Origin of the sequence: Streptomyces sp. NPDC050856, assembly GCF_040653855.1 — a bacterium.
Taxonomy (GTDB): Bacteria; Actinomycetota; Actinomycetes; order Streptomycetales; family Streptomycetaceae; genus Streptomyces.
Genome location: NZ_JBFAGV010000002.1, coordinates 184,980 through 206,822, shown reverse-complemented (window position 1 = coordinate 206,822; position 21,843 = coordinate 184,980). Strand labels below are relative to the sequence as shown.

Annotated in this window: 19 protein-coding genes and 1 tRNA gene; 13 read left to right on the top strand and 7 right to left on the bottom strand. The window is 72.1% G+C overall.

What is annotated here, in order from left to right:
* Positions 1 to 210 precede the first annotated feature (210 nt).
* The 6 genes from AB0H53_RS02825 to AB0H53_RS02800 all read left to right on the top strand — a co-directional run bounded on the left by AB0H53_RS02825 (position 211) and on the right by AB0H53_RS02800 (position 7,333).
* On the top strand, positions 211 to 1,245 hold the full coding sequence (locus AB0H53_RS02825; protein WP_362106106.1) for an ABC transporter substrate-binding protein: 1,035 nt from the start codon (positions 211 to 213) through the stop codon (positions 1,243 to 1,245).
* 5 nt (positions 1,246 to 1,250) lie between these two features.
* Positions 1,251 to 2,111 carry a siderophore-interacting protein gene (locus AB0H53_RS02820; protein WP_362106103.1) on the top strand — a complete coding sequence of 287 codons (861 nt, stop codon included), beginning with the start codon at positions 1,251 to 1,253 and terminating at the stop codon, positions 2,109 to 2,111.
* 147 nt (positions 2,112 to 2,258) lie between these two features.
* Positions 2,259 to 3,734: an aspartate aminotransferase family protein gene (locus AB0H53_RS02815; RefSeq protein ID WP_362106100.1), complete on the top strand. Its 1,476-nt coding sequence runs from the start codon at positions 2,259 to 2,261 to the stop codon at positions 3,732 to 3,734.
* Positions 3,718 to 4,980 carry a lysine N(6)-hydroxylase/L-ornithine N(5)-oxygenase family protein gene (locus AB0H53_RS02810; protein WP_362106097.1) on the top strand — a complete coding sequence of 421 codons (1,263 nt, stop codon included), beginning with the start codon at positions 3,718 to 3,720 and terminating at the stop codon, positions 4,978 to 4,980. Before AB0H53_RS02815 ends, AB0H53_RS02810 begins: the two co-directional genes overlap by 17 nt.
* The gene (locus AB0H53_RS02805; protein WP_362106094.1) at positions 4,977 to 5,567 is read left to right on the top strand and encodes a GNAT family N-acetyltransferase; all 591 of its coding nucleotides are present in this window, start codon (positions 4,977 to 4,979) and stop codon (positions 5,565 to 5,567) included. The genes AB0H53_RS02810 and AB0H53_RS02805 overlap by 4 nt, the downstream gene beginning before the upstream one ends.
* Before the next feature lie 47 nt (positions 5,568 to 5,614).
* Complete coding sequence (locus tag AB0H53_RS02800) at positions 5,615 to 7,333, top strand: IucA/IucC family siderophore biosynthesis protein (RefSeq protein WP_362106434.1); 1,719 nt, start codon at positions 5,615 to 5,617, stop codon at positions 7,331 to 7,333.
* 149 nt (positions 7,334 to 7,482) lie between these two features.
* On the opposite strand, the gene AB0H53_RS02795 is transcribed toward AB0H53_RS02800, so the two are convergent.
* On the bottom strand, positions 7,483 to 9,039 hold the full coding sequence (locus AB0H53_RS02795; RefSeq protein ID WP_362106432.1) for a beta-N-acetylhexosaminidase: 1,557 nt from the start codon (positions 9,037 to 9,039) through the stop codon (positions 7,483 to 7,485).
* Between the two features lie 247 nt (positions 9,040 to 9,286).
* On the opposite strand from AB0H53_RS02795, the gene AB0H53_RS02790 reads away from it, so the two are divergent.
* Both AB0H53_RS02790 and glmS read left to right on the top strand, forming a co-directional pair.
* Positions 9,287 to 9,562, top strand: coding sequence for a hypothetical protein (locus tag AB0H53_RS02790; protein WP_362106428.1), 276 nt, complete (start codon positions 9,287 to 9,289; stop codon positions 9,560 to 9,562).
* Between the two features lie 35 nt (positions 9,563 to 9,597).
* Entirely contained in the window at positions 9,598 to 11,415 is a 1,818-nt protein-coding gene (glmS, locus tag AB0H53_RS02785) for a glutamine--fructose-6-phosphate transaminase (isomerizing) (protein ID WP_362106090.1), read from the top strand.
* A gap of 180 nt (positions 11,416 to 11,595) precedes the next feature.
* On the opposite strand, the gene AB0H53_RS02780 is transcribed toward glmS, so the two are convergent.
* The gene (locus tag AB0H53_RS02780; protein WP_362106087.1) at positions 11,596 to 12,117 is read right to left on the bottom strand and encodes a universal stress protein; all 522 of its coding nucleotides are present in this window, start codon (positions 12,115 to 12,117) and stop codon (positions 11,596 to 11,598) included.
* A gap of 463 nt (positions 12,118 to 12,580) precedes the next feature.
* Between AB0H53_RS02780 and AB0H53_RS02775 the strand changes: the two genes are divergently transcribed.
* From AB0H53_RS02775 to AB0H53_RS02760, 4 genes are all read left to right on the top strand, one after another.
* Positions 12,581 to 12,856 carry a hypothetical protein gene (locus tag AB0H53_RS02775; RefSeq protein ID WP_362106425.1) on the top strand — a complete coding sequence of 92 codons (276 nt, stop codon included), beginning with the start codon at positions 12,581 to 12,583 and terminating at the stop codon, positions 12,854 to 12,856.
* Positions 12,857 to 13,233: 377 nt separating this feature from the next.
* Positions 13,234 to 14,406 carry a helix-turn-helix domain-containing protein gene (locus AB0H53_RS02770; protein WP_362106084.1) on the top strand — a complete coding sequence of 391 codons (1,173 nt, stop codon included), beginning with the start codon at positions 13,234 to 13,236 and terminating at the stop codon, positions 14,404 to 14,406.
* A 70-nt stretch (positions 14,407 to 14,476) separates the two neighbouring features.
* Positions 14,477 to 15,088, top strand: coding sequence for an oligoribonuclease (gene orn / locus AB0H53_RS02765; RefSeq protein ID WP_362106081.1), 612 nt, complete (start codon positions 14,477 to 14,479; stop codon positions 15,086 to 15,088).
* Between the two features lie 96 nt (positions 15,089 to 15,184).
* A tRNA-His gene (locus AB0H53_RS02760) sits at positions 15,185 to 15,257 on the top strand.
* A gap of 96 nt (positions 15,258 to 15,353) precedes the next feature.
* On the opposite strand, the gene AB0H53_RS02755 is transcribed toward AB0H53_RS02760, so the two are convergent.
* The 3 genes from AB0H53_RS02755 to AB0H53_RS02745 all read right to left on the bottom strand — a co-directional run bounded on the left by AB0H53_RS02755 (position 15,354) and on the right by AB0H53_RS02745 (position 19,616).
* Complete coding sequence (locus AB0H53_RS02755) at positions 15,354 to 16,397, bottom strand: methyltransferase (protein WP_362106078.1); 1,044 nt, start codon at positions 16,395 to 16,397, stop codon at positions 15,354 to 15,356.
* A 1,105-nt stretch (positions 16,398 to 17,502) separates the two neighbouring features.
* Positions 17,503 to 18,930: a HAMP domain-containing sensor histidine kinase gene (locus tag AB0H53_RS02750; RefSeq protein WP_362106076.1), complete on the bottom strand. Its 1,428-nt coding sequence runs from the start codon at positions 18,928 to 18,930 to the stop codon at positions 17,503 to 17,505.
* The gene (locus AB0H53_RS02745; protein ID WP_362106073.1) at positions 18,927 to 19,616 is read right to left on the bottom strand and encodes a response regulator transcription factor; all 690 of its coding nucleotides are present in this window, start codon (positions 19,614 to 19,616) and stop codon (positions 18,927 to 18,929) included. The genes AB0H53_RS02750 and AB0H53_RS02745 overlap by 4 nt, the downstream gene beginning before the upstream one ends.
* Positions 19,617 to 19,684: 68 nt before the next feature.
* Between AB0H53_RS02745 and AB0H53_RS02740 the strand changes: the two genes are divergently transcribed.
* Positions 19,685 to 20,233 carry a hypothetical protein gene (locus tag AB0H53_RS02740; protein WP_362106070.1) on the top strand — a complete coding sequence of 183 codons (549 nt, stop codon included), beginning with the start codon at positions 19,685 to 19,687 and terminating at the stop codon, positions 20,231 to 20,233.
* Between the two features lie 32 nt (positions 20,234 to 20,265).
* On the opposite strand, the gene AB0H53_RS02735 is transcribed toward AB0H53_RS02740, so the two are convergent.
* On the bottom strand, positions 20,266 to 21,132 hold the full coding sequence (locus AB0H53_RS02735; RefSeq protein WP_362106067.1) for a fused MFS/spermidine synthase: 867 nt from the start codon (positions 21,130 to 21,132) through the stop codon (positions 20,266 to 20,268).
* An 80-nt stretch (positions 21,133 to 21,212) separates the two neighbouring features.
* The gene (locus AB0H53_RS02730) at positions 21,213 to 21,737 is read right to left on the bottom strand and encodes a hypothetical protein (RefSeq protein WP_362106064.1); all 525 of its coding nucleotides are present in this window, start codon (positions 21,735 to 21,737) and stop codon (positions 21,213 to 21,215) included.
* Between the last annotated feature and the right edge of the window lie 106 nt (positions 21,738 to 21,843).

Sequence of the window (21,843 nt, the reverse complement as noted above, 5' to 3'; positions counted from 1 at the left end):
GGCCAACCGGCGTCCGCCCGCCCGCCGTTGCTGTTTTCGGCCACCACACCACCCGGGCGAATTATCTGCAATCCCCCCAGAGTGCCCCAACACGGCTAAGCGGAACGGGGCTTCCCAGCCAACCCGAGGTGAGGTTAGGCTTCACTTACCTCATAATGACCTCCGGCCTCCGGACCGACGGTTGCGATCCACACGAAAGCAGACTCAGCCATGCCCAACGCCCGCGCTTCCCGCCCCACCCGCCGCGGCATACTCGCCGCCGGCAGCGCCCTCGGCCTCGGCGCCGCACTCGCCGCCTGCGGCCAGGGGAAGGACGAGAAGAAGCCGAGCGGTGCGGACGCCGCCGGGAAGTCAGGCCCGTGGCAGTTCAAGGACGACCGCGGCCAGACCTCGAAGAGCGAGGCCCGCCCGAAGAACATCGTCGCCTTCACCGGCGCCGCGGCGGCGCTCCACGACTACGGCATCGAGGTCAAGGGCGTCTTCGGCCCCACCCGGGCGAAGGACGGCAAGCCCGACGTGCAGGCCGGCGACCTGGACATCGACAAGGTCGAGATCATCGGCAATGTCTGGGGCGAGTTCAACATGGAGAAGTACGCCAAGCTCACCCCGGACCTGCTCGTCACCGACATGTGGGAGAAGGACGACGCCTGGTACGTCCCGCCGCAGTCCAAGGACAAGATCTTCAAGCTCGCCCAGTCCACCGTCCTGCTGTGGGCCGCCCAGATCAGCATGCCGGGCGCGCTTCAGCGCCGGGCGGACCTGGCCGAGTCGCTGGGCGCCGACATGAAGAGCAAGAAGGTCACCGACGCCAAGGCCCGCTTCGAGAAGGCCGCCGCGCGCCTGCGCCAGGCCGCGAAGAGCAAGCCGGAGATCAGGGTCATGATCGGCTCGGCCAGCCAGGAGGAGTTCTACGTCTCGCTGGCGAAGATGTCCGCCGACACCCGCTACTTCCAGGAGCTGGGCGTCACGTTCGTGGAGCCGAAGGTCGACGCGCAGGGCTTCTTCGAGAAGCTGAGCTGGGAGACCGTCGACAAGTACAAGGCCGACATCATCATGATGGACAACCGCTCCTCGGCCCTGCAGCCCTCCGCGCTGACCGCCAAGCCCACCTGGACGCGACTGCCCGCCGTGAAGGCCGGCCAGGTCGTCCCGCGGGTCACCGAGCCCATCTACTCGTACGACAAGTGCGCCACGCTGGTCGAGGACCTCGCCAAGGCCATCGAGAACGCCAAGAAGGTGGCCTGACCGCGATGACGACAGCCGAGTCCGCCCCGTTCCGCTTCTTTCCCCTCCAGGTCGCGAGGACGCGGCGGCTCAGCCCGTCACTGGTCCGCGTGACCTTCACGGACGCCCCGGGCAGCACGGCGCTGAAAGGTTTCGCCTCCGGCGGCCGCGACCAGTCCCTCTCGCTCTTCCTGCCGCATCCGGGGCAGCCGGATGCGGTCATGCCGCCGCTGGACGGTGACGGCCTGTACGCCGTGCTCGGCGCCTGGCGGGCCATGCCCGCCGACGTACGGGCGGTGATGCGCTCCTACACCGTGCGCGCCCAGCGCCCGGACCTCGCGGAGGTCGACATCGACTTCGCCCTCCACGAGGACGGCGGGCCTGCCTGCCGCTGGGCCCAGCGGGCCACGGCGGGCGACCGCGTGGTGGTCCTCGGCCCCACCGTCGCGGACAACACCGGGGTGCGCTTCCGGCTGCCGGCGGACGCCGACGAGGTGCTGATCTGGGGCGACGAGACGGCACTGCCCGCCGCCTCGGCCGTCCTGGAGCGGCTGCCGGCCGGCATCAGGGCCCGGGTCTGGCTCGAAGTCCCCTGCGCCGCCGACCGCCTGGAGCCGGCGACGGAGGCGGATGCCGACGTCACCTGGCTGGTCCGGGAGGAGGGGGCGCCCCGCGCGGTCGACGCGGTGCGCGCCGCCGAGCTGACCGGCGAGGCACCGTACGCCTGGATCGCGGGCGAGTCCGGTTCGGTCAGGGAGCTGCGCCGGCACCTGGTGAACGAGCGCCGGATCGACCGGCGCCGGGTCACCTTCGTCGGTTACTGGCGCAAGGGCATGAGCGAGGACGCCCTGCGCGAGGCGCCGGACGCCGCCGACGACGAGTCCTGAAGGACCGGTGACGGCTGGGTCCTTCGCGGGGCGAGGGTCGATTGCGCGTTCAAATTAGGTTAGGCTAACCTAAGTTCAACAGTGGCCCTCGCCCCTCTCACCTGTCCGGAGGGGCCGACCCCGTCCCCGTACCCGGGAGGACATCGCATGCGCTCGCACCTGCTCAATGACGCGACGGCGGAGCAGTACCGGCGTTCCGTCACCGAAGGAGTCGAGCGGGTGGCGAGCCGGCTCGCCTCCACCCGGCGCCCGTTCACCGGCGTCACCCCCGACGAACTGGCCCCGGTCATCGACTCGGTCGACCTCGACCGGCCCCTCGGTGACAGCTCCGCCGCCCTCGACGAGCTGGAGCAGGTCTACCTGCGCGACGCCGTCTACTTCCACCACCCGCGCTACCTGGGTCACCTCAACTGCCCGGTCGTCATCCCGGCCGTGCTCGGCGAGGCGGTGCTCTCCGCGGTCAACTCCTCGCTGGACACCTGGGACCAGAGCGCGGGCGGCACCCTCATCGAGCGCCGCCTGATCGACTGGACCGCCGGGCGCATCGGCCTCGGCCCGGCCGCCGACGGCGTGTTCACCAGCGGCGGCACCCAGTCCAACCTCCAGGCGCTGCTGCTGGCCCGTGAGGAGGCCAAGACGGACGACATGTCGCGACTGCGCGTGTTCTCCTCCGAGTGCAGCCACTTCAGCGTCCAGAAGTCGGCCAAGCTCCTCGGGCTGTCCCCCCAGGCCGTCGTCGCCATCCCCTGCGACCGCGACAAGCGCCTGCAGTCCGTGGTGCTCGCCGCCGAGCTGGCCCGCTGCGCCGCCGAGGGCCTGGTCCCGATGGCCATCGTCGCCACCGCCGGCACCACCGACTTCGGCTCCATCGACCCGCTCCACGAGATCGCCGAGCTGGCCGTCGAGTACGGCGCCTGGATGCACGTGGACGCCGCCTACGGCTGCGGGCTGCTCGCCTCCCCCACCCGCCGCCACCTCCTGGACGGCATCGAGCGCGCCGACTCCGTCACCGTCGACTACCACAAGTCCTTCTTCCAGCCGGTGAGTTCGTCCGCCCTGCTGGTCAAGGACGGTGCGACGCTGCGCCACGCCACGTACCACGCCGACTACCTCAACCCCGCCCCCGTGGCGGAGGCGGGGGGAGCCGCCGCGTCCGGCGGGCTGCGCGGGGCGGTGCCCAACCAGGTCGACAAGTCCCTCCAGACCACCCGCCGCTTCGACGCGCTGAAGCTGTGGATGACCCTGCGCGTCATGGGCGCCGACGGCATCGGGCAGCTCTTCGACGAGGTGTGCGACCTGGCCGGGGCCGGCTGGGACGTGCTCGCCGCCGACCCGCGCTACGACGTGGTGGTCCGCCCCTCGCTCTCCACCCTGGTCTTCCGCTACATCCCGGCCGCCGTCACCTCCCCCGAGGAGATCGACCGCGCCAACCTCCACGCCCGCAAGGCGCTGTTCGCCTCGGGCGAGGCCGTCGTCGCCGGTACGAAGGTCGACGGCCGCCAGTACCTCAAGTTCACCTTGCTCAACCCCGAGACGACCGTGCACGACATCACCGCCGTCCTCGATCTGATCGCCGGCCACGCCGAGCAGTACCTGGGAGAGAACCTTGTCCACGCCTCTTGATTTCATCGGTATCGGACTGGGTCCGTTCAACCTCGGCCTGGCCTGCCTCACCGAGCCGATCGACGAGTTGAGCGGCGTGTTCCTGGAGTCCAAGCCGGACTTCGAGTGGCACTCGGGGATGTTCCTCGAAGGCGCCCACCTCCAGACGCCGTTCATGTCGGACCTGGTCACCCTCGCCGACCCGACGTCGCCGTACTCCTTCCTCCAGTACCTCAAGGAGAACGGCCGGCTCTACTCGTTCTACATCCGCGAGAACTTCTACCCGCTGCGCACCGAGTACAACGACTACTGCCGCTGGGCCGCCGGCAAGCTGAGCAGCATCCGCTTCTCCACCACGGTCGCCGAGGTCACGTACGACGCCGCCGAGGAGCTGTACGCCGTCCGCACCACCGGCGGGGAGACGCTCCGGGCCCGCCACCTCGTCCTGGGCACCGGCACCCCGCCGTACGTCCCGGAGGCCTGCGAGGGCCTGGGCGGGGACTTCATCCACAACTCGCGCTACCTGCCGAGCAAGGAGGCCCTCCAGAAGAAGAAGTCGATCACCCTGGTCGGCAGCGGACAGAGCGCGGCGGAGATCTACTACGACCTGCTGAGCGAGATCGACGTCCACGGCTACCGGCTGAACTGGGTCACCCGCTCCCCGCGCTTCTTCCCGCTGGAGTACACCAAGCTCACGCTGGAGATGACCTCCCCGGAGTACATCGACTACTTCCACGCGCTGCCCGAGGCGACCCGCTACCGTCTGGAGACGGAGCAGAAGGGCCTGTTCAAGGGCATCGACGGCGAGCTCATCGACGCGATCTTCGACCTGCTGTACCAGAAGAGCATCGGCGGCCCGGTCCCCACCCGGCTGCTCACCAACTCCGCGCTCCGGACGGCGGCCTACGAGGACGGGACCTACACCCTGGGCCTGCGCCAGGAGGAGCAGGGCAAGGACTTCGAGATCCAGACCGAGGGCCTGATCCTGGCCACCGGTTACAAGTACGCCACGCCCGGTTTCCTGGAGCCGGTGCGCGACCGGATCCGCTTCGACGGCCAGGGGCGCTTCGACGTCGCCCGCAACTACTCCGTCGACACCACCGGCCGGGGCATCTTCCTGCAGAACGCCGCGGTGCACACCCACTCCATCACCAGCCCGGACCTCGGCATGGGCCCCTACCGCAACGCGTACATCATCAGCGAGCTGCTGGGCACCGAGTACTACCCGGTCGAGAAGTCCATCGCCTTCCAGGAGTTCGCCGTATGAGCACCACCACCGCCGTCGGGACCTTCACCTTCCGCCCGCTCGACCCTTCCCCCGGCTCCCGGCTTCGTTCGAGCGGGGGAGGCCCCGTCCCGGACATCGAGCTGGTCCACTCCTGGGTCACCCACCCCAAGGCCGCCTTCTGGATGATGCGGGACCACACGCTCCAGGACGTGGAGCGCGAGTACCTGGCCATCGCCGCCCACGAGCACCACGACGCCTTCATCGGCCTGCACGACGGCGAGCCGGCGGTCCTGATGGAGCGCTACGACCCGCGCCACGTCGAGCTGGCCGGACTGTACGACGCCCGGCCCGGCGACGTCGGTATGCACTTCCTGGTCGCCCCCACCGACACGCCCGTCCACGGCTTCACCCGCGCGGTGATCACCGCCGTGATGGAGGAGCTGTTCGCCGACCCGGCGACCCGGCGGGTCGTGGTGGAGCCCGATGTGCGCAACACGGCCGTCCACGCCCTGAACGAGGCGGTCGGCTTCGAGATCGTCGAGAAGATAGCCAAGCCGGAGAAGGACGCGTACCTGAGCGTGTGCACCCGTGAGCAGTTCCGCGCCGCCGTGGGAGGCGCCCGGTGAACCCCGTCGCCCACCTGACGCCCGAGCGCTGGGCGTACGCCAACCGTATGCTCGTCCGCAAGGGCCTGGCCGAGTTCGCCCATGAGCGGCTGCTCACCCCCGAGCCGCTGGGCGCGGACCGCTACCGCGTGCTCAGCGACGACGGCACGACCGAGTACCGCTTCTCCGCCGCCCGGTTCGCCCTGGACCACTGGCAGGTCGAGGCCGGGTCGATCAGCCGCCACCGGGACGACGCCGAGCTGCCGCTGGACGCGCTGGAGTTCGTCATCGAGCTGCGCGGCTCCCTCGGCCTGAGCGACGAGATCCTGCCCGTGTACCTGGAGGAGATCTCCTCGACGCTCTCCGGTACCGCGTACAAGTCGGCCAAGCCGCGCGTTCCGGCCGCCGAACTGGCCACGGCGGACTTCCAGGCCGTCGAGACCGGCATGACCGAGGGCCACCCCTGCTTCGTCGCCAACAACGGGCGGCTCGGCTTCGGCATCGACGAGTACCACGCCTACGCCCCCGAGGCGGCGAACGAACTCCGGCTGATCTGGCTGGCCGCCCGCCGCGACCGCACCACCTTCACCGCCGGCGCGAGCATCGACTACGACACCTTCATCCGCGCCGAGCTGGGTGACGCCACCGTCGACGGCTTCGCCCGCACCCTCGCCGGGCAGGGCCTGGACCTCGCCGACTACCTCCTCGTCCCGGTCCACCCGTGGCAGTGGTGGAACAAGCTGTCGGTCACCTTCGCCGCCGAGATCGCCCAGCGGCGCCTGGTCTTCCTCGGCGAGGGCGAGGACCGCTACCTGGCGCAGCAGTCCATCCGTACCTTCTTCAACACCACCGACCCGGCCAAGCACTACGTGAAGACGGCCCTGTCCGTCCTCAACATGGGCTTCATGCGCGGCCTGTCCGCCGCCTACATGGAGGCCACCCCGGCCATCAACGACTGGCTGGCCAATCTGATCGACGGCGACGACGTCCTCAAGGCGGCGCGCTTCTCGATCATCCGCGAGCGGGCGGCCGTCGGTTACCGGCACCTGGAGTACGAGGCCGCCACCGACCGGTACTCCCCGTACCGCAAGATGCTCGCCGCGCTGTGGCGGGAGAGCCCGGTGCCGACGATCGAGGACGGCCAGCGGCTCGCCACCATGGCGTCCCTGCTGCACACCGACCACGAGGGCGCCTCCTTCGCGGGCGCGCTGATCGCCGAGTCGGGCCTGGCGCCCACCGAGTGGCTGCGCGGCTACCTGGACGCCTACCTGCTGCCGGTCCTGCACACCTTCTACGCCTACGACCTGGTGTGGATGCCGCACGGCGAGAACGTCATCCTCGTCATCGAGGACGGCGCGGTACGGCGCGCGATCTTCAAGGACATCGCCGAGGAGATCGCGGTGATGGACCCGGACGCGGTGCTGCCGCCGGCCGTCGAGCGGATCCGCGTCGACGTGCCCGAGGACACCAAGCTGCTGTCGGTCTTCACGGACGTCTTCGACTGCTTCTTCCGCTTCCTGGGCGCGACGCTCGCCGCCGAGGGCGTGCTGGGCGAGGACGACTTCTGGCGGACGGTCGCCGAGTGCGTGCACGCGTACCAGGAGTCGAAGCCGGAGCTGGCGGACAAGTTCGAGCAGTACGACATGTTCGCCGCGGAGTTCACGCTCTCCTGCCTGAACCGGCTCCAGCTCCGCAACAACCAGCAGATGGTGGACCTGGCCGACCCGTCGGCCGCGCTCCAGCTCATCGGCACCCTGGAGAACCCGATCGCGCGGTTCGCCCGCTAGCAGGCTCCGGGGCCCGGTGGAGTACGGTCCTCCACCGGGCCCCGGCCATGGCAGGCGCACGGCTCACCGCTGAAACGGGCCGCGCCGGGCCGGCCACCGGCTCGACCGGCACCCGGCGTGCCCCGGCCGGTACACGGCGGCTGCCCCGGTCACTCGGTGCGCCACGGCACCTGGGGCGAGCGGTGGAAGTCGATCCCGAGGGCCGCCAGCCGCGGCCCCTGCGCCGCCAGCCGCTCCCGGTACGCCTCCCAGCCGTGCGACGCCGCCGGGGACCAGCCGAGCTCGGCGGCGGAGAGCAGGCGCGGGAAGGCCATCCGGTCGATGTGCGCGCCGGTGGAGACGGTCTCGGTCCACAGCGGCGCCTCGACGCCCGCGACGGCCGACGCCGGGACGCCCGGCAGGTAGGCCGCCGGGTCCCAGTCGTAGGAGCGCCGCACCTCGACGTAGCCGGCCCAGGACAGGCCCGGCTCGGTCTTCTCGCTGTACTTCATGTCGAGGTAGAGCCGGTCGGCGGGCGACAGGATCAGCCCGGTGCCGTTCCGCGCGGCGGCCGCCACCTTCGCCTTCTCGGCGTCACCGGTGCGGTCCAGGCCCCAGTACTGGGCGAGGGCCCCCTTCGCCGGGTCGGCGCCGGTCAGCTGGTGCCAGCCGACGACCGTCTTGCCGTACTTGGCCACCACCGGCTGCACCCGGTCCATGAAGGCGACGTAGTCCGCGTGGCTGGTGGAGTGCGCCTCGTCACCGCCGATGTGGAGGTACCGGCCCGGGGTCAGCGCGGCCAGCTCGCGGATGACGTCCTCCACGAAGTCGTAGGTGACGGGCTTGTCCACGCACAGCGAGCTGAAGCCGACGGCCGTGCCCGTGTAGAGGGGCGGGGCCACGCCGTCGCAGTTCAGTTCGGCGTAGGAGGCGAGGGCCGCGTTGGTGTGGCCGGGCATGTCGATCTCGGGCACGACCTCCAGATGGCGGGAGGCGGCGTAGGAGACGATCTCGCGGTACTGCGCCTTGGTGTAGTGGCCGCCGGGCCCGCCGCCGACCTGGGTGGAGCCGCCGTACGCGGCCAGGCGGGGCCAGGAGTCGATCGCGATGCGCCAGCCCTGGTCGTCGCTGAGGTGCAGGTGCAACTTGTTGATCTTGTACAGGGCGAGCTGGTCGATCCAGCGCTTGACCTGCGCGACGGTGAAGAAGTGCCGGGAGACGTCGAGCATGGCCCCCCGGTAGCCGTAGCGGGGCACGTCGGTGATGGTGCCGCCCGCCACGGTCCAGGGGCCGGCCTGGCGGCTGTCCCTCTCCACCGCGGCCGGAAGCTGCTGGCGCAGGGTCTGGACGCCGTGGAAGAGCCCGGCGGGCGCGCGGGCGGTGATGGTGACGCCCAGGCGGCCGGACCGCAGCCGGTAGCCCTCCGGCCCGAGGGCCTTCTCACGGTGGCTCAGCCGCAGCCGGATGCCGCCCTTGCCGCCGTCGTCCGTGACGGGCAGGGCGTAGCCGGTGGCGGGCCGCAGCAGGGACGCCAGGTAGGCGCCGATCCGGCGGACCTCCGGCGCGCCGTGGTCGACGTGGATCCGGGTGCGGGCGGTGATCGTGTAGGGGGCGCCGGAGGGCCGTACGGACGCGGGCACCGGTACCACCTCGCCGAGCGGCCGGACGGCGGGCCCGGGCCCGGGGGCTCCGGGCGGCGCGGCCCCGACACCGGCCAGTCCGGCCATGGCGAGGAGGAGCAGCGAACCGAGGAGGCGCGGGAACGTTCTGTGCTGTCTCACAAGCTGGGTCCCTTCGACGGGCGTCACACCTGTGGGCTTGCGCAACCGAACCGCCCATGCCTACCGCCGTACCTCCCGCGCGGTCAAGGTGTAGACCAATCCTCGGCCTGACGTGACCCCGATCATGCCCGCCGCTGCCCGATATCGGGCAGGGATGTTGCGAAGAGCCACCGTGACACCTCAGTATCTACGGGTGCTCGAACGCCGCACGTCGCATGACGACCTCATCGACCACCTGGTGCGCAGCACCGCGCTCCAGCGTGGTGAGGCCTCCCGGGTGGTGCTCGACGTGCTGGCGTACTTCGACGAGACGACCGAGGAGTTCGTCCGCCGCCGCCATCGCGAGCTCCAGGCCGGTGGCGCGGTGAACTCCGAGATCTTCGAGCGGATCGCGGCCGAGCTGCCGCACCGCGCGGTGGCGCCACCGGAGCTCTCGCTCCGGCAGCTGCGCCGCATCGTCTACGGCTGAGCACACCCGCAACCACTCGGAGGGGCAGACACTTTATGTGCGGAATTGTCGGTTATATCGGTAAGCGTGATGTGGCTCCGCTGCTGCTGGAGGGCCTGCAGCGGCTGGAGTACCGGGGTTACGACTCCGCGGGCGTCGTCATCACCAGCCCGAAGTCCACCGGGCTGAAGATGGTCAAGGCCAAGGGCCGCGTCCGCGACCTGGAGGCCCGGATCCCCAAGCGCTTCACCGGCACCACCGGCATCGCCCACACCCGCTGGGCCACCCACGGCGCCCCCAGCGATGTGAACTCGCACCCGCACCTCGACCCCGAGAACAAGGTCGCGGTCGTCCACAACGGCATCGTGGACAACGCCGACGAGCTGCGCGCGAAGCTGGTGGCGGACGGCGTCGTCTTCGCCTCCGAGACCGACACCGAGGTCATCACCCACCTGGTCGCCCGCTCCCAGGCCGAGACCCTGGAGGAGAAGGTCCGCGAGGCCCTCAAGGTGGTCGAGGGCACGTACGGCATCGCCGTCATGCACGCCGACTTCAACGACCGCATCGTCGTGGCCCGCAACGGCTCCCCGGTCGTCCTGGGCATCGGCGAGAAGGAGATGTTCGTCGCCTCGGACGTCGCCGCGCTGATCTCCCACACCCGCCAGGTCGTCACCCTCGACGACGGCGAGATGGCCACCCTGAAGGCCGACGACTTCCGTACGTACACCACCTCGGGCACGCGCACCACCGCCACCCCGGAGACCGTGGAGTGGGAGGCCGCCTCCTACGACATGGGCGGCCACGACACGTACATGCACAAGGAGATCTCGGAGCAGTCCGACGCCGTGGACCGCGTCCTGCGCGGCCGCATCGACGAGAAGTTCTCCACCGTGCACCTGGGCGGGCTCAACCTGGACGCCCGCGAGGCCCGCGGCATCCGCCGCGTGAAGATCCTCGGCTGTGGCACCTCGTACCACGCGGGCATGATCGGCGCCTCGCTGATCGAGGGCCTGGCCCGCATCCCCGCCGACTCCGAGCCGGCCTCCGAGTTCCGCTACCGCAACCCGGTGGTGGACCCCGACACGCTCTACATCGCCGTCTCCCAGTCCGGTGAGACCTACGACGTGCTCGCCGCCGTGCAGGAGCTCAAGCGCAAGGGCGCCCGCGTCCTCGGCGTGGTCAACGTCGTGGGCTCCGCGATCGCCCGCGAGGCCGACGGCGGCGTGTACGTGCACGCCGGCCCGGAGGTCTGCGTGGTCTCCACCAAGTGCTTCACCAACACGGTCGTCGCGTTCGCGCTGCTCGCCCTGCACCTGGGCCGCATCCGGGACCTGTCGGTCGCCGAGGGCAAGCGGATCATCGAGGGCCTGCGCAAGCTGCCCGAGCAGATCCAGGAGATCCTCCAGGGCGAGGAGGACATCAAGAAGCTGGCCGCCGAGTACGCCGAGGCCAAGTCGATGATGTTCATCGGCCGTGTCCGGGGCTACCCGGTCGCCCTGGAGGCGTCCCTGAAGCTCAAGGAGATCTCCTACATCCACGCCGAGGCCTACCCGGCCTCCGAGCTCAAGCACGGCCCGCTGGCGCTCATCGAGCCGGCGATGCCGACCGTCGCGATCGTCCCCAACGACTCGCTGCTGGAGAAGAACCGGGCCGCGATGGAGGAGATCAAGGCCCGCAGCGGCAGGATCCTCGCGGTCGCGCACCAGCCCCAGGAGAAGGCCGACCACACCATCGTCGTCCCGAAGAACGAGGACGAGCTGGACCCGATCCTGATGGGCATCCCGCTCCAGCTCTTCGCGTACCACACGGCCCTCGCCCTGGGCCGGGACATCGACAAGCCGCGCAACCTGGCCAAGTCGGTCACGGTCGAGTAGTTCCACGCCGCGCCGCGGGCGGCACGCCGCCGGTGGTGGGCCGGTGGTACGCCGCCGGTGGCGGCACACCGAAGGGCGGCTCCCCGCGCGCACCGGCGCGCCGGGAGCCGCCCTGCTCCGTACGGGCGAGCACGTCCGGCCGGCGGGCAGCGGCGGCGGTACCCGCGAGGGGTCCGGCGGTTACGGGATGACCACCACCGGCCGCTGGGCGCGCCGCGCCAGCCGGCCGGCCACCGAGCCGAAGATGCGGCCGACGATGCCGTGCGTGGACCCGACCACGATGGCGTCGGCCGCGTACTCCCGGCCGACCTCCTCCAGCTCGTGGCAGATGTCACCGCCGCGCTCCACCAGGATCCACGGCACCTCGCAGAGGTAGTCCGCGCAGGCGAGCTCCAGTCCGAGCACCTCGGTGCGGTGGTCCGGCACGTCGACGAAGACCGGCGGCTCGCAGCCCGCCCACACCGTGGTGGGCAGCCGGTTGGCGACGTGCACGATGATCAGACCGGAGCCGGACCGGCGGGCCATCCCGATGGCGTACGCGAGAGCCCGCTCACTGGACGTCGAGCCGTCGAACCCGACGACCACCCCGTGCTGGAAGGCGGGATCGCAGGAGTGGTGTGTCTCGTCCGCCGCGAGGGGGTCGACCGTGGAATCGGCGACCTGCCTGCGGTCCGCTGGTTCAGGGATTTCGTGACCGGCCATCGGTGTCTCGACGAAGAAGGTCCTTGTGGGAAGGGACGTGGCAACAACGGTTGGCGGCGGAGCTGTGTCCGGGAAGCGTCTTCCCACCCCGTACCCCCAAGGGTACGGCGCCACTCCCGTCGTGCCCAGTGCCCACCGCCCGCACCCGGCGTTCCAGGGAGCATGCCCGAGCCCCTCCCCTTCTGGCAATGCCGGATGCCCGCTACAGGTGTTCCCCACGGGCCCCTCCGGCGCCCCGCGGCCACCCCTCCTTCCGGCGCCGTGCGCAGTGACCGGAGCGTTCCGTTCCTCGTTGGGCCGCACGGTCCGCCCGCCGCCCCAGGAGCTCCCCGTGCCCGCACCACCGGCCGCCCCGGCCACCCGCCCGCCCGCGCCCCGTCCGCCGGCCCACGCGGCCGCTCCCCCGCCCGGGCCACCGGCGGCCCGCGCCGCCGGCCACCCGCCCGCCGACGCGGCGGGCGAGGTGGTGCGCTGGGCCGCCTTCAGCTGCGCCCTCGTCCCCGTCGTCCTGATCGTGCACGGGATGTCCTTCACGGCCGCCGCCGGGACCGCCCTCGGGCTCGCCGCCGTGACCGCCGCCTGCCGGCTGCTGCTGCGCCGCTCCGAGCGGATCGCCGCCCGGTTGCGCGCCGAGCAGCGCGCGGCGGCCGCCGTCCCGCACCGGGGCCGGCACTCCCGCACCGGAGCCGGAGCGCACCGGGGAGGCCGTCATGGCGCCGGAGGTGCGCCCGGAGACTGACGGGTTCGCACGTGCACGCCCGTAGGTTTTCAGCCAACTTCGGTCACCAGGCCCATCCGTCCGGGAATGGCCTGTCAACCCCCTTGCCACCAGGAAAGAAAGGGGCGATCGGGTCTCTCGCACCCTACGCGGATGGGCCATGCACGCGAGGCGGCCTTCCCTGCGGGGCTCGCGAGTGGAACGCTTCGTGATCGAATGCTTCGCGCCAAGTTGCCTTGTCGACATAGTCCCGGATGCGGAACTTGTCACGCCGGCGGCACGGAACACAGTAGATTCGATCATGAGTATCGAAGGCTGGGGACTCGTGCAAAACCGAGGGGAAACGTGCAGGAGCGACAGGACCTAGGAGACGCGAACACCGAGGGGGGCTTAGCGTCATGAGCCAGGACTCCGCCGCACCGGAGGCCGGACGCAAACTGTCCGGACGCCGCCGTCGCGAGGTCGTCGCAGTGCTGCTGTTCAGCGGCGGCCCCATCTTCGAGAGTTCCATTCCGCTTTCGGTGTTCGGGATTGACCGCCAGGACGCCGGAGTACCGCGCTACAGGCTGCTCGTCTGCGCGGGCGAGGATGGACCACTGCGAACGACAGGGGGGCTCGAACTCTCCGCGCCGTACGGCCTGGAGGCGATCAGCAGGGCGGGCACCGTCGTCGTACCGGCCTGGCGGTCGATCACTTCACCGCCACCGGCCGAGGCGCTCGACGCGCTGCGCCGCGCACACGAGGAGGGCGCCCGCATCGTCGGGCTGTGCACCGGCGCGTTCGTGCTGGCCGCCGCCGGATTACTGGACGGGCGGCCGGCCACCACGCACTGGATGTACGCGCCGACACTCGCCAAGCGCTATCCGTCGGTCCACGTGGACCCGCGGGAGCTCTTCGTGGACGACGGGGACGTACTGACGTCCGCGGGAACGGCGGCCGGCATCGACCTCTGTCTGCACATCGTGCGGACGGACCACGGGGCCGAGGCCGCCGGGGCGCTGGCCCGGCGGCTGGTCGTGCCACCGCGGCGCAGCGGCGGGCAGGAGCGCTATCTCGACCGGTCGCTGCCGGAGGAGATCGGCGCGGACCCGCTCGCCGAGGTCGTCGCGTGGGCGCTGGAGCACCTCCATGAGCAGTTCGACGTGGAGACGCTCGCCGCCCGCGCGTACATGAGCCGGCGGACCTTCGACCGCCGCTTCCGTTCGCTGACGGGCTCGGCGCCGCTCCAGTGGCTGATCACCCAGCGGGTGCTCCAGGCACAGCGGCTGCTGGAGACGTCCGACTACTCGGTCGACGAGGTGGCCGGCCGGTGCGGCTTCCGCTCGCCGGTGGCCCTGCGCGGCCACTTCCGGCGCCAGCTCGGCTCGTCGCCGGCCGCGTACCGGGCCGCCTACCGGGCCCGGCGCCCGCAGAGCGACTCGGGCGCCCCGGCGGCGGTGGCGGAGTCGGCGCTCCCGTCACAGGGCCCGGCGCCGGTGCGGCGCGGGGCACCTCCCGAGCCGGGCAAGCCGCACGCGGACGCGTACGCCCCCGGAAGGGTGGCCCTGCCGGGCCAGCGCACCGCGCCATGAGGACCAGGCGGCCGCCGGTGGGGGTGCACGACAGCATCCCCCCGGCGGCCGTCCCTCTAAGGTAGGACGCATGAACGACCGCATGGTGTGGATCGACTGCGAGATGACCGGGCTCTCGCTGACGGACGACGCACTCATCGAGGTGGCCGCACTGGTCACCGACTCGGACCTGAACGTACTCGGCGAAGGCGTGGACATCGTGATCCGCCCGCCGGACGCCGCGCTGGAGACCATGCCCGAGGTGGTGCGGCGGATGCACACCGCCTCCGGCCTCCTGGACGAGCTGGCCGCCGGCACGACGCTGGCCGAGGCCGAGGAGCAGGTCCTGGCGTACGTACGCGAACACGTCAAGGAGCCCGGCAAGGCGCCGCTGTGCGGGAACTCGGTCTCCACCGACCGCGGCTTCCTGCTGCGCGACATGCCCACGCTGGAGGCCCACCTCCACTATCGGATCGTGGACGTCTCCTCGGTCAAGGAGCTGGCCCGCCGCTGGTACCCGAGGGCGTACTTCAACAGCCCGGACAAGAGCGGCAACCACCGGGCGCTGGCCGACATCCGGGAGTCCATCGCGGAGCTGCGCTACTACCGCGAGGCGATCTTCGTCCCGCAGCCCGGCCCCGACTCGGACACCGCGAAGTCGATCGCCGCCCGCCACGTCCTGCCGGTCGACCCCGCCGCGTAACCCCTCCGCCGGGCCTCCCCCGAAAGGTGGCAGCGAGCACCCTCCCGGACCCTGTACACTTTTTCTCGGCCGGTCGGGAAGAAGAGACCGGTCGTGGTGGGTATAGCTCAGCAGGTAGAGCACCTGGTTGTGGTCCAGGATGTCGCGGGTTCGAGTCCCGTTACTCACCCTGATGAACGAAGGCCCGGCCTGTGAGAACAGGCCGGGCCTTCGTCGTACCCGAGGGCGAATGGTGCGGCCCCGAGGGCGAGCGGTGCGGCGGCGGTCAGGCCGGAGCGACCTCGATCACACTGAGGCCCACGTGGGACGGCAGCGGGACCACGTCGGTGACCCTGAGGTCCGCCTGGGCGCACAGGGCGTCGAAGTCGGCCCGGGTGCGTTCCCGGCCGCCGACCAGGACCATCATCTGGAGGTCCTTGATGTAGGGGTTCAGGCCCGCCGCGTCCGGGGCGGCCGTCTCGGGCAGGACCACGTCGATGATCAGCAGGCGGCTGCTGTCGGACATCGCCGCCCGGCAGTTGCGCAGGATGGCGGCCGCGCGCTCGTCGTTCCAGTTGTGGATGACGCTCTTGATGACGTACAGGTCCGAGCCCGGCGGCACGGAGGCGAAGAAGTCACCGGTGGCGATCCTGCACCGGCCCTCCAGCCCGGCGGCCTTCACGGTTCCGGCGGCCTGGGCGGCCCCCTCGACGGTCTCGAAGACCACGCCCTTCAGCCCGGGGTGGCGGTCGAGGATCGCGGCGATCAGCGTGCCGTCGCCGCCGCCGACGTCGGTCACCTCGGTGAACCCGCCGAAGTCGTAGTGGTCCGCCACCGTGGCGGCCGTCTCGTGGCTCTCCTGGCTCATGGCGGTGTTGAACAGCGCGGTCAGTTCCGCGTCCTGGGCGAAGTACTCGTAGAGCGGCATGCCGAAGTGCTCGTCGAAGGCGGTGCGCCCGGTCCGTATGTTCTCCTCCAGGCGGGTCCACGGCCGCAGCGTCACCGGAGAGGTGTGGAACCGGGCGAACGCGTACAGGGAGTCGGGGTGGTCCTTGCGCAGCAGCGCGCCGCTCTCGGTGAGGCGGAACCGGCCGGGGGCCGTCTCCTCGCACATGTCCAGGCTCGCCAGGGCCCGCAGCAGCCGGTTCAGTTGCCCGGGTGCGATGTCGTACCTCCGGGCGAGGTCGGCGAGGTCCACCTCGGCGTCCCCGATCGCGTCGGCGAGGTCCATCCTCGCCATCAGGCCCACGACCTCCGTCACCCTCGAACCGAACAGCCGCCCCAACAGCGTTCCACGCGCCTGGAGCTGTGCCGCGTTCCATTCCGCCATGTTCTGTTCCTCTCGGTGTACGTGCGTGCTGTGTCGTTGGCCGGGGCGGCCGGGGCGCGTCCGCGCGCCGGCGCTTCCACGGGGCCACGGGGCCCCCGGGGCACGCCGGAGCGGCCACGGGACCCGGGCGGGCCGCGGGGGCGCTCACGCGGAGCGGGTGGGCCCGGGGCGCCGGACCCGGCGCGCGGGCCGGGTCGGTGCGCGGCGGGTGGCGGCCCGGAGGACCCCGTCGGGCGGGTGGCGCCGGTCGAACCGCGAACGGCGACAGGAGCTTCGAACGGGGTGGCGAAAAACGTCCGGTGGGCCTATGACGAAAGGGACAAGCACCGGCGAACAGCCGAATGGCGGATCGCGGTCTTGACATGAGATGGGGAAATCGGCATACCGCCGGGGGAATTCGCCCCCGGCCGCGCGGACGGCGCCCGGCCCGGCCCGACGCGCCACGCGCGGTAACCCCATCTCGCACACGCCTTACCTGCAATGGCCTCGTCGGCCCGGACAGCCTGGACGGGGGCGGCTCATGCGGGTCACCCGCCGCGGCCGGACAGCACCACGACACCGCCGAAGCAACTTCCCGAACCGCATATTACATTGATCCATGGCTTTGTGGATGATCTCTTTCCGGGCCACACCAGGACGAGGTGAATACGCCGGGAATTCCCCGCGCGGACCCGGAAACACGCCCCCCGCCGGACAATCGGGCGCCGCCCGCCGGGGCGGGGTACGCGAAAAGGCGCGCTCCGGCCGGATGGGGGGGGTGGGGCCGGCCGGAGCGCGCGGTAGGGGGGCAGGTGCGAGCGGTCACCGGTGGGTGGCGAACGCCTCGGTGAGGGCCAGTGGTCGCCGGAGGAGCGAACCGCGGGTGGTGTCCGCGTGGTTCACGGCTCCCGCCGCGCACCGCTCGCCGGCGGGCCGGACTCCGGGGTCCCGCCGCTCGCCCTGTCCCGGTGGCCGGGGACTCCGATGCCCATCGCGTGTGCCTGCCTCTGTACTACTCGGGGAATGCCGACACGCAGCACGCTAGCGCGCCGCAAACCGGCAATCGACCCAATCAGGACGGCAGTTGGGAGTCTTAGGCTCCGCTTAAGGTCGCCATGGGCGTGAATTAAGCGGAGCCGGGCGTACGCCGCCGGGACATCCGGCGCCCGCGTCGCCGGCGGTGCAGCCTGGCCGCCAGCCGTCCCCGGGGGCGCCCGTCCAGCCGGCCGCCCAGCCCGATCCACAGGCGCACCTCCGTGCCGCCCAGGACCGACCGCCCGATGCGGACGTCCCCGCCGGTCGACTCGGCCACCCGCCGCACGATGTCCAGGCCGAGTCCCGTCGAGCCGTCCCGCTCCCCGCTGTTGCCGCGCGCCATGGCCGCCTCCGGGTCCGCGATACCGGGCCCGGCGTCCGAGACGAGCACGATCACGGCGTCCTCGCCGTTGTGCACGTCGACCGAGAAGGCGGTGCCCTCCGGGGTGTGGCGGAAGACGTTGCCGAGCAGCGCGTCGAGCGCGGCGACCAGTTCGGGGCGCGCGACCGGGATGCGTACCGGCCGGTCCACGCCCGCCACACGCGCCTTGCGTCCCTCGTCCTCGGCGAGCGCCGACCAGAAGGCCATCCGCTCCCGTACGACCTCCGACACATCGCACCCGCCGCCGGCCCCGGCCGCCTGGGTCTGCGGCTTGGCCGCCCGCGCGGTACGGATGATGGTGTCCACCTCCCGCTCCAGCTGCTCCACGGCGGCCCGGGTCTGGTCGGCGGCCGGCCCTTCGCCCAGCGAGGCGGCGTTGAGGCGCAGCACGGTCAGCGGGGTGCGCAGCCGGTGGGAGAGGTCGGCGGCCAGCTCCCGCTCGTTGGCCAGGAGCTGGACGACCTGGTCGGCCATCGAGTTGAAGGCCACGGCCGCCGACCGCAGTTCGGTGGGCCCCTCCTCGGGCACCCGGGCGCCCAGCCTGCCCTCACCCAGGTCGTGCGCGGCACGCGCGAGCCGCTGGGCGGGCCGCACCATCCGTACGCCGAGCCGGTCGGCGACCGCGACGGAGCCGACGACCAGCGCGAGGCCCACCCCGGCGAGGATCAGCCAGGCGGTGGCCAGGCCGTTGGACACCTCGCCCTCCGGCACGTACACCTCGACGATCGCGATCTGACCGGAGCTGATCGCGGTGGGCTGGAGCAGCGCGTAACCGCCGGGGACCTCGGCGGTGGAGGCCCGCGGCTCCCGCCGGACGGTGGCCAGGTGCTTCCCGGCCGCCCGGCCCGTGCCGATCTCCATCGGCCGGCCGCCCGGCCCGTCCGGCCCGTCCGGCGCCGGTACGTGCACCGCCATCCGCCCCGCGGCGCCGGCCTGGGTGGAGGCGACGGCCCGTTCGAGCTGGTCGCGGTCGGTGGTGATGGACAGGGTGGGGCCGATGGCGGCGGCCTGCCGCTCGGCGTTGGTGAAGGCCCGGTCCCGGGCCATCTCCTTGATGACCAGGCCCAGGGGTACGGCGAAGGCGACGACCACCATCACCGTGACGGCCAGCGCCACCTTGACGAGCGCCCACCTCACTGCGGCGGCTCCAGCTTCACCCCGACCCCCCGCAGCGTGTGCAGATAGCGGGGCCGCGCGGCGGTCTCACCCAGTTTGCGGCGCAGCCACGACAGATGGACGTCGATGGTCTGGTCGTCGCCGTACGACTGCTGCCACACCTCGGCGAGCAGCTCCCGGCGGGCGACGACCACCCCGGGCCGGCCGGCCAGGAACGCCAGCAGGTCGAACTCACGCCGCGTCAGTTCCAGCCGCGCCCCGTCCAGTTCGGCCTGGCGCCGCAGCGGGTCGACGGTCAGCCCGCCGACCCGCAGGACCCGGCTCGGCGGCGCCTCTCCGGCGGCGGCGCGCGAGCGGCGCAGTACGGCCGCCATCCGCGCGGACAGGTGTTCCACCGAGAACGGCTTGGTCAGATAGTCGTCGGCACCGTCGTTGAGGAGCCGTACGATCTCGGCCTCGTCGTCCCGCGCGGTCGCGATGATCACCGGTACGTCGGTGATGCCCCGCAGCATCTTCAGCGCCTCCGCGCCGTCGAGATCGGGCAGACCGAGGTCGAGGATGACCAGGTCGAAGCGGACGTGGGCCACCTCGCGCAGCGCCTCCAGGGCCGTACCGACGCTCCGCACGGTATGGGACGCCTCGGTCAGGTGCCGGATGAGGGCCGAGCGCACGAACTGGTCGTCCTCGACCACGAGCACACTTGCCATGGGCGGCACCGTACGCCATTCGGGGGAACCGGGGGACCGATGGTGAGGTGGGGAGCGGGTGGTGCACTATGGCCCGGATGCGTAGAGGACTCGTACACGCGGTGGCGTGGTCGCTCGCCACCGGCGCGGCGGTCACGCTGTCGTGGTGGGGCGTGCACACGGTGATGGCCGGCACGGCGTACGACCCGCCCCGCGCGCTGCCCATCGCCGCCGACCGCCCGAGCCCGCACGGCCCCGAGCCGCTCGCCTCGTCCACCCGGCGCGCCAAGGACCCCGGGGCCACCCCCTCCGCGTCCCCGTCCCGGTCCGCGAAGCCGTCGCGGCCGGCGGCCCCCGCCCGCAGCGCCCCGCCGGCCGCCCCGACCCGCGCCCCGACCCGCGCCCCGGCCACCGCCGGCGACGTGCGGGGTTACTCGGTGGAGGGCGGCCGGGCGGTGTTCGACATCGGCCCCTCGTCGGCCGGGCTGGTCTCGGCCACGCCGGCGTCCGGCTGGCGGATCCAGGTGTGGAAGCAGCCGACCTGGATCCGGGTGACGTTCACCCGGGGCGGGCACGAGATCTCGGTGTTCTGCGTCTGGCACGACGGCGCCCCGCACGTGGAGATCGACGAACGCTGACCCGTGGCCGCCGGTCGCCGTCCCGCCGGTCGTCAGTCGAAGGTCTTCGCGGGCGGCGCCGGCGAGGGCTTGGCGTCCGCGTCGGTGACCACGGCCGCCCCACCGGTGAAGTCGGCCAGCTCCCGCCCGTGTTCCACCCGTCCCGGATGGGGATCGGTGGCCACCCGCCGGGTCAGCTCGGCGACGGGGAGCGGCGCGTCCGACGCGAGGAGTACGGCGTTGCCGAAGCGCCGTCCGCGCAGTACGGCCGGGTCGGCGGCGAGCGCCAGTTCGGGGAAGAGGGCGGCGGCGGTGGCGATCTGGCCGCGCAGATGGGCCAGCGGCGGCCCGTCGGCGAGGTTGGCCGCGTAGCAGCCGCCGGGCTTCAGCACCCGCCGCACCTCGCCGAGGAATTCCGTACTGGTCAGATGGGCCGGCGTGCGGGCCCCGCTGAAGACGTCCGCGATGACCAGGTCCGCCCAGCCGTCCGGCACCTTGCCCAGCCCCGCGCGGGCGTCGGCGCCGCGCACCCGGATCCGGGCTGCGGGGTCCAGCGGCAGTTCCCGGCGGACCAGTTGCACCAGCGGCGCGTCCAGTTCCACGACCTGCTGGGTCGAGCGGGGGCGGGTGGCGGCGACATAGCGGGCGAGGGTGAGGGCACCGCCCCCGAGGTGGACGGCGTGCAGGGGCCGGCCGGGCGGGGCGACGAGGTCCGCCATGTGCCCGAGCCGCCGCTGGTACGCGAAGGTCAGCCGGGTGGGGTCGTCGAGGTCGACGTGCGACTGGGGGGCGCCGTCGATGAGCAGCGTCCAGGCGCGGGGCCGTTCCCGGTCGGGTATCAGCTCGGCGCGCCCGCCGTCCACGGCCGCGACGACGGTTTCGGGGGCCGCCGTACGCGCACGCTGCCTGTTTCTCGCCATTGGCCCATTATCGGGTGGCCGGAACAGCGCGTGGACGGCCGCCCGCCGGCGGCCGTCGGTCGCGTACCCCCGGTCGTCCGCTACCGGCAGTTGTCGGCGGCCTCGATGAGCCTGGCGGCCTCCCCCAGCGCCTCGCGCAGGACGGCCGGGTCGGTGACCTGGCCGGTGTCCGTGGGGGGCAGCAGCCAGCCGGTGCCGGACACGGGCGGCTCGAGCACCGCGCCGGTGAGCCGCAGGCCGCGCCCCTGGGTCCGCGTGCAGTCGCTGCCCGGCACGTCCCAGCGGGCGGCGGTGCCCGGCGGCACCAGGAACCCGAGCGTGTCGCAGTGCCCGTCGTGCAGGACGGGGCCGACCGCGGGTGCGCCGCCGCGGCGCAGGATGTCGACCGCCTCCAGGCCCTGCCGGGTGGGGACCGTGACCAGGTCACAGGGTTCGCCGCCGCACTGCGGGGGCTCGGCGGCGGGCGGTCCGGCGGCGCACGGTCCGGCGGCGGCGGGCGGGGCGCCCGGCTCCCCCGCCGGCTCCGGCCGGTGCCGGCCCGTGGTGAGTGCTTCCGGCAGGGGCTCCGGGTGTGATGAGCCACCGGGCCGCGGACTCGCCTCCATACCGACCTCCAACAAGGGATTCCTCCTCGCTCGAGTCCCCGTGTGAAGACACACTGCGTCTCTCCGCATGGTTCAACGCCCCGGAACGTCAACGGCTACGGCGGCA

Bases quoted from the DNA above. Each gene is read 5' to 3' on its own strand.
- AB0H53_RS02825 (WP_362106106.1), top strand. From the start codon at position 211: ATGCCCAACGCCCGCGCTTCCCGCCCCACCCGCCGCGGCATACTCGCC.
- AB0H53_RS02820 (WP_362106103.1), top strand. From the start codon at position 1,251: ATGACGACAGCCGAGTCCGCCCCGTTCCGCTTCTTTCCCCTCCAGGTC.
- AB0H53_RS02815 (WP_362106100.1), top strand. From the start codon at position 2,259: ATGCGCTCGCACCTGCTCAATGACGCGACGGCGGAGCAGTACCGGCGT.
- AB0H53_RS02805 (WP_362106094.1), top strand. From the start codon at position 4,977: ATGAGCACCACCACCGCCGTCGGGACCTTCACCTTCCGCCCGCTCGAC.
- AB0H53_RS02800 (WP_362106434.1), top strand. From the start codon at position 5,615: ATGCTCGTCCGCAAGGGCCTGGCCGAGTTCGCCCATGAGCGGCTGCTC.
- AB0H53_RS02795 (WP_362106432.1), bottom strand. From the start codon at position 9,039: ATGGCCGGACTGGCCGGTGTCGGGGCCGCGCCGCCCGGAGCCCCCGGG.
- glmS (WP_362106090.1), top strand. From the start codon at position 9,598: ATGTGCGGAATTGTCGGTTATATCGGTAAGCGTGATGTGGCTCCGCTG.
- AB0H53_RS02780 (WP_362106087.1), bottom strand. From the start codon at position 12,117: ATGGCCGGTCACGAAATCCCTGAACCAGCGGACCGCAGGCAGGTCGCC.
- AB0H53_RS02770 (WP_362106084.1), top strand. From the start codon at position 13,234: ATGAGCCAGGACTCCGCCGCACCGGAGGCCGGACGCAAACTGTCCGGA.
- orn (WP_362106081.1), top strand. From the start codon at position 14,477: ATGAACGACCGCATGGTGTGGATCGACTGCGAGATGACCGGGCTCTCG.
- AB0H53_RS02755 (WP_362106078.1), bottom strand. From the start codon at position 16,397: ATGGCGGAATGGAACGCGGCACAGCTCCAGGCGCGTGGAACGCTGTTG.
- AB0H53_RS02745 (WP_362106073.1), bottom strand. From the start codon at position 19,616: ATGGCAAGTGTGCTCGTGGTCGAGGACGACCAGTTCGTGCGCTCGGCC.
- AB0H53_RS02740 (WP_362106070.1), top strand. From the start codon at position 19,685: ATGGCCCGGATGCGTAGAGGACTCGTACACGCGGTGGCGTGGTCGCTC.
- AB0H53_RS02735 (WP_362106067.1), bottom strand. From the start codon at position 21,132: ATGGCGAGAAACAGGCAGCGTGCGCGTACGGCGGCCCCCGAAACCGTC.
- AB0H53_RS02730 (WP_362106064.1), bottom strand. From the start codon at position 21,737: ATGGAGGCGAGTCCGCGGCCCGGTGGCTCATCACACCCGGAGCCCCTG.